The 6,236-nt window shown below is 63.7% G+C and carries 6 protein-coding genes, 1 tRNA gene and 1 pseudogene; 6 read left to right on the top strand and 2 right to left on the bottom strand.

Features of this window, described 5'->3' with window-relative positions; genetic code table 11:
• From EOA85_RS24740 to EOA85_RS24720, 5 genes are all read left to right on the top strand, one after another.
• On the top strand, nt 1–271 hold a 271-nt coding region (locus EOA85_RS24740), incomplete at its 5' end, for a His/Gly/Thr/Pro-type tRNA ligase C-terminal domain-containing protein (protein WP_245485996.1).
• A complete protein-coding gene (locus EOA85_RS24735) occupies nt 268–1,554 on the top strand; it encodes a lipoprotein-releasing ABC transporter permease subunit (protein WP_065012297.1) in 1,287 nt (428 codons plus the stop codon). The genes EOA85_RS24740 and EOA85_RS24735, both read left to right, overlap by 4 nt.
• Nucleotides 1,551–2,234 (top strand): ABC transporter ATP-binding protein, encoded by a 684-nt coding sequence (locus EOA85_RS24730; protein WP_174654574.1) that lies wholly within the window; start codon nt 1,551–1,553, stop codon nt 2,232–2,234. Before EOA85_RS24735 ends, EOA85_RS24730 begins: the two co-directional genes overlap by 4 nt.
• A 238-nt stretch (nt 2,235–2,472) precedes the next feature.
• On the top strand, nt 2,473–3,219 hold the full coding sequence (locus EOA85_RS24725; RefSeq protein WP_127211516.1) for an SDR family oxidoreductase: 747 nt from the start codon (nt 2,473–2,475) through the stop codon (nt 3,217–3,219).
• Between the two features lie 42 nt (nt 3,220–3,261).
• Nucleotides 3,262–4,308 carry an RNA polymerase subunit sigma-70 gene (locus EOA85_RS24720; protein WP_127211515.1) on the top strand — a complete coding sequence of 349 codons (1,047 nt, stop codon included), beginning with the start codon at nt 3,262–3,264 and terminating at the stop codon, nt 4,306–4,308.
• Nucleotides 4,309–4,627: 319 nt separating this feature from the next.
• On the opposite strand, the gene lipB is transcribed toward EOA85_RS24720, so the two are convergent.
• Nucleotides 4,628–5,419: a lipoyl(octanoyl) transferase LipB gene (lipB, locus tag EOA85_RS24715; protein ID WP_245485995.1), complete on the bottom strand. Its 792-nt coding sequence runs from the start codon at nt 5,417–5,419 to the stop codon at nt 4,628–4,630.
• Nucleotides 5,420–5,599: 180 nt separating this feature from the next.
• On the opposite strand from lipB, the gene EOA85_RS24710 reads away from it, so the two are divergent.
• Nucleotides 5,600–5,684 (top strand) — tRNA-Leu (locus tag EOA85_RS24710).
• A 288-nt stretch (nt 5,685–5,972) separates the two neighbouring features.
• Here EOA85_RS24710 and EOA85_RS24705 read toward each other — a convergent pair.
• Nucleotides 5,973–6,236: pseudogene (locus tag EOA85_RS24705) on the bottom strand (dihydrodipicolinate synthase family protein); the annotation flags it as partial.

Raw genomic sequence — 6,236 nt, 5'->3', positions numbered from 1 at the left:
CATGAAGGCCGGCGACGCCGAGTGCGACCGCGTCTGCGACGAACTCCATGCGGCGTTTGTCGCCGTCGGCAAGGACGTGCTCTACGACGACACCGATCAGCGGCCGGGCGGCAAGTTCGCCACCGCCGACCTGATCGGCCTGCCGTGGCAGGTGATCGTCGGGCCGCGCGGCGTGGCGGCCGGCGAGGTCGAAATCAAAAACCGCAGGACCGGCGAGCGCGAGACCCTGCCGATCGTGGACGCGAAGAAGCGCTTCGGTTTTGCCGCATGAGCGAAGCGGCAGTAGCGAAACCCCCGGCCGCGGGACCTTTTTCCGTCTTCGAACGCATGGTCGCGTGGCGCTATCTGCGCTCGCGCCGCAAGGAGACGGTGATCTCCGTCATAGCCTCGATCTCGTTCCTCGGCATCATGCTGGGCGTCGCCACGCTGATCGTCGTGATGGCTGTCATGAACGGGTTTCGCGCCGAGCTCCTGACGCGCATCCTCGGCGTCAATGGCCATCTGATCGTGCAGCCGCTCGACATGCCGCTGGAGGACTATGCGCAGGTCGCCAGCCGCATCAACGGCGTGCCCGGCGTCCAGTACGCCATTCCGCTGATCGACGGGCAGGTTCTGGCGCAAGGCAATATCGGCGGCGGGTCAGGGGCGCTGGTTCGCGGCATACGCGGCGAGGATCTGGTTAAAATTTCGATCGTCGCCAACAATATCAAGCAGGGCTCGATCGCCGGCTTCGACACAAGCGAGGGCGTCGCCATCGGCAGCCGAATGGCCGACAATCTCGGTCTTGTGCTCGGCGACACGATCACGCTGATCGCGCCCGACGGCGATGTCACGCCGCTCGGCACGACACCGCGCATGAAGGGCTACCCGATCACGGCGATCTTCGAAGTCGGCATGTCGGAATATGACAGCTCCATCGTCTATATGCCGTTTTCGGAAGCACAGCTCTATTTCAACATGGATGGCCGAGCTCAGGCGATTGAGATCTATGTCGACAATCCCGACAATGTCGACGCGCTGAAACCGAAGATCGAAGAGGCGTCGCAGCGGCCGATCACCATGGTCGATTGGCGAGAACGCAACAGGACATTCTTCGATGCGCTGCAAGTGGAGCGCAACGTCATGTTCATGATCTTGACGCTGATCGTGCTGGTGGCAGCGCTCAACATCATTTCGGGCCTGATCATGCTGGTAAAGGACAAGGGCCACGACATCGCCATCCTGCGCACCATGGGCGCCACCCGCGGCGCGATCCTGCGCATATTCCTGATGACGGGCGCGGCGATCGGCGTGGTGGGCACCATCGCCGGCGTGCTGCTCGGCGTTGTAATCTGCCTGAACGTCGAGCGAATCCGCCAGTTCTTCTCCTGGCTGGCCGGCGAGAGGCTGTTCAATCCCGAGCTCTATTTCCTGAGCCAGCTGCCTGCCCGCATGGATGCCAGCGAGACGATCTCGGTGATCCTGATGGCGCTGGTGCTGTCGTTCCTGGCGACGCTGTTTCCGGCATGGCGCGCGGCCAGGCTCGATCCGGTCGAAGCGCTGAGGTACGAATGATGGCCGAGGCCATTATCGAGCTGAAGAGCGTCGAGCGGCACTATGTTCAGGGGCCGCGCAAGCTCACCATCCTCAACGGCGCCGATTTTTCGCTGAAGCGCGGCGAGATCGTGGCGCTGGTGGCGCCGTCGGGAACCGGCAAATCGACGCTGTTGCACACCGCCGGACTGCTGGAGCGGCCGGACGCCGGCGACGTGATTCTGGCAGGCCGCGCCTGCGGGCGGCTTTCCGACGACGAGCGCACGGCGATCCGCCGTAACGATGTCGGCTTCGTCTATCAGTTCCATCACCTGCTGCCGGAGTTCACGGCGCTGGAAAACATCATGATGCCGCAACTGATAAAAGGGCTGACGCGCAAGGAGGCTGCCGAGCGGTCGGCGCAACTGCTCGACTACATGCAGATCGGCAAGCGCGCGCAGCACCGCCCTTCCGAACTGTCCGGCGGCGAGCAGCAGCGCGTCGCCATTGCGCGCGCCGTCGCCAATGCGCCGCTGGTGCTGCTTGCCGACGAGCCGACCGGCAACCTCGATCCGGTCACCGCCTCCTATGTGTTCGAGGCACTGGGAGCGCTGGTCCGGCAGTCGGGCCTGGCGGCGCTGATCGCCACCCACAACCACGAGCTTGCCTCGCGCATGGACCGTCGCGTCACGCTGGCCGACGGCAAGGTTGTTCCGCTTTAGGGATCTCGCACAGCGCTCCCCTGGTCGACGACTTCGCTGCGGTCGCAAATGTGCGCCGCGCTGGCGGCAGGCCTGACGCGTCGCTGTCCGCCGCCCGCGCCCGACCGCGGCTTAGCGCGGGCCATGCCGATCGCCGTAGAAGATTTCTGACGTCGCACCGATGATTACCGCCCGTCTGTGTTGTCCTTATTAATGGGCGCGCCTGGATGGTCCAGCGGCCCGGATAGCAAGGTGGTCCATGAGATTGTTACAAGGTCGGAATGTCGTCGTCGTTGGAGGCAGCCGTGGTGTCGGCCGCTCAATCGCAGAAGCCGCCCTCAGCGAGAGAGCGACGGTCATGGCTGTCGCCCGCGACCGGCCGGCGCTGGCGCAATTTGCCTGGGAAACTCCGGGCGTGAAGACGTTCGCGGTCGACGCAACCGTGGAGTCCGCCCCTGACGAGGTCTTTGCCGCGCTGGAGCCGGACGCCCTGGTGATCTGCGCGGGTGCCCTTGCCCCCTCGGCGCCCCTATATGAACAGAACTGGAAGGCGTTCTCCGCAAACTGGGAGACGGACGTCAAGATATCGTTCCTGTTTTGCAAGGCGGCGCTCCGACGTCCGCTCAAACCGGGCGCCCGGATCATTCTGATCTCCAGTGGCGCAGCCTTGACCGGGGGGCCACCGAATTCCGGCGGCTATGCCGGGGCAAAACGCATGCAGATGTTCCTGGCCGGTCATAGCCAGAAGGAATCGGATCGGCTCGGCCTCGACCTGCGCTTCATGGCGCTTGCGCCTATGCGCATCATGCCAGGGACCGGCGTGGGCGACGCCGGCATCGAGAGCATTTCGGCCTATATGGGCATCCGGCCGATGGAGTTCATCGCGGGCATGCTAGACATGCAAACGCCGGCCGAAGTGGGACGTGCGGTGATCGCACTCGCCACCCAAAAACCGCAAGGATGTTCCTTCGCAGTGAGCGGGAGCGGGCTTGCGCCGGCGGGCTGAGGCGCGCGTAATGCAAACCGGACTCAAAAATGCCGGATCCGCATGACAGACGCCCAGGCTCCTCTCAAGCCGATACGCCAGCCGGGCCAGCCGATCCTGGATCGACTGGCCTTCGAGCAGTTCACGGCGGCCCATCGCCGGGAACTTAAGCTCCATTGCTATCGCATGATGGGTTCGCTGCACGAGGCGGACGACCTCGTCCAGGACACGTTTCTGCGCGCCTGGCGTGCAAGGTCGGAGTTCGACGGGCGGGGTTCGATTCGCGGTTGGCTCTACACGATCGCGACCAACTCTTGCCTCAACGCCCTCAAGGCCAGATCGAGGACGCGTCGCATTCTCCAGCAGCCGGGACGGCCGGCCTTCCACGGACGGGCCACAGACGGGCCTGCAGCCGAGGTCACCTGGTTGGAGCCTTACCCGGATGCGGAGCTGCCAGGCCTCACTGATGGTGAGCCGGGTCCGGAAACGCGCTACGAGACTCGCGAAGCCGTCCAGCTCGCCTTCGTCGCCGCGATCCAGGACCTGCCACCCAGGCAGCGCGCCGCTCTACTGCTTTCCGACGTGCTGGGATGGTCGGCTGTCGAGACGGCGGGACTGCTGGGTGGATCGACAGCTTCGATCAACAGCGCATTGCAGCGGGCCCGCGCAACCCTCGCGGCGCGATATCCAGAGGGACGTCCCATGCAGCGATCGAAGCCCGGCCGGGAAGAAGGCCTGCTGCTCGAACGTTACATGCAGGCCTGGCAGTCCGCCAATCTCGACAGCCTGATCGAGCTGCTGCGGGAGGACGCCACCTATCGCATGCCGCCCTGGCGGGAATGGTATCAAGGACGCGCGGCGATCCGCGGTTTCCTCGAGACCATCTGGGGTAACTTTGCGGGCTTCCGCACCATGGCAACCGGTGCCAATGCCCAGCCGGCAGTCGGTGTCTATTCCCGCAGCCACAATGACGCTGCGTGGCGAGCCCATTCCCTGCATGTGATCGAGCCCGCTGACGGCGGAATTGCGGCTCTGACGGTCTATGTGCCGCCGCTCGGCCCGAAATTGTTTCCGGCCTTCGGCCTGCCGCCGGCCTGGCGTCATGTTTAGAAGGCCTGGACCTCACATTCGCCAACGGGCCGACCGCGAGCCGCATTTTCCGGCAGGCGGTCACGGTGGGCTCTCAACGTTTCCTTAACCTTGCCGAACTGAGCGCCGGAATTTCGCGGCCGCTCGGATTGCGGCCGTTGACATTTGAACAAAATTAGAACAAAAGACGAACATACCGAAAACAGGAGAGTGTTATGGCCGGTCTTGTTCAGGATGTCGTGTCACTGGTGTGCATGAGCACGTTTCTCATTTCCGTGGCGATCTGGATCGGAGCGATGTGAGGCAGCGCTGAAAGACGTGGCTCAAACGCTGACGTTCTTCACGGGGTGGGGGCAGCCGTCGCAGCTCGGTGGTTCAGTGCTGCTTTGTCAGCCGGCCTTGCGGGCCGCTTCGACAAGCAAGGTGCCGCGGGTCCGAAGATGTCCTCGAAGGCGGATTTCAGCGCGAGATCGAGGTCGGCCATCGCCAAGGGAAGGCCGAGGTCGACTAGGCTGGTGACGCCGTGATCCTGCACGCCGCACGGCACGATGCCGCTAAAGTGGCTGAGATCCGGCTCGACATTGATGGCGATGCCGTGAAAGCTCACCCAGCGCCTCAGCCTGATGCCGATGGCGGCGATCTTGTCCTCGGCCGGCGAGCCGTCGGGTCGGACCGGGCGATCCGGCCGCACCACCCAGACGCCGACGCGGTCCTCGCGCCGTTCGCCGCGCACGTTGAAGGTGGCGAGCGTGCCGATGATCCATTGTTCGAGCGCCGCGACGAAGGCGCGGACATCCTCGCGCCGCCGCTTCAGGTCGAGCATCACATAAGCGACGCGCTGGCCTGGCCCATGATAGGTGTATTCGCCGCCGCGCCCGGCCGCGAATACCGGAAAACGGTCCGGCTCGATCAGGTCATCGATGCGGGCGCTGGTGCCGGCGGTGTAGAGCGGCGGGTGCTCGACCAGCCAGACCATCTCGCCGGCGGCACCGCTTCGGATCGCTTCGGCACGCGCCTCCATGACGGCAAGCGCATCCGGATAGGCGGTGAGGCCGGGTTCGATCCGCCATTCGACCGGTGCCGAACCGGGCAGGGGCAGGAACGACGTGGCGATCTGGCTGCGTTCTGTCATGGCGTGTCTCGTGTCGCCTCACATATGGCGGCAATCGGCTGAAACGTCCAGTTCCGAGCGCGTTCCACCCCTTTGGAGCGTTATGCCGAATCCCGGGCAATTATTGCGCGACGCGCCCTTGTTTCGCCGGAAACGATTTGCTACACGCCGCGAGCCGGTTCGTTTCGGCTCCTACCACGTGCGGTCGTGGCGGAATTGGTAGACGCGCAGCGTTGAGGTCGCTGTGGGGCAACCCGTGGAAGTTCGAGTCTTCTCGACCGCACCAGCTTTATCCAATAAGCTGTTATTTTATTACGCAATTTTCTTTTTCACTACAGCTCTTCCCAAGTCTGTTTGTGCAAGCTGAAACACTGTGCGAACCTGCGGCTGGTTGGGCGCGGAATGCCGCGCGCTAAGCGCATGGTTGAGCCGTCATCAAATGCAAGCTGCTTCAAAGACCCGAACCGTGTCGCGAAGCGGGCCATTGGGAATCCTCGGCAAAAAATGCGCTTTTCACGCAAGCTCACGCGGCTATCTATTGATGTGATGCGCGGCAAATAGTCCGCTGGTTGCATTATCTCGGGGCTTGTTTGCGGACGCGACATTCCAGCCGCATAAGCAAATAGTCGACTTCTTGTCTGGCCGCCGCCGACAACGCACTGCCCGGCTTGCGCTGGGCGTCGGACGCGATGGCACCGCGCTTCATCATCACATATTTGCGTACCGCAAGTCCCACACCGGGTTGCTGCTCATAGCGCAGGTAGGGCAGGTGGGCGTCGAAAAGATCGTGCGCCTTGTCGCGCTCGCCGGCGACAGACAATTTCACCACGTCGACGAG

Origin of the sequence: Mesorhizobium sp. M5C.F.Ca.IN.020.29.1.1 (genome assembly GCF_003997375.1) — a bacterium.
GTDB classification, from domain to species: Bacteria; Pseudomonadota; Alphaproteobacteria; order Rhizobiales; family Rhizobiaceae; genus Mesorhizobium; species Mesorhizobium wenxiniae.
Note: the sequence above shows the minus strand (reverse complement) of the source record. Positions and strands in the feature narration are given on the sequence as shown.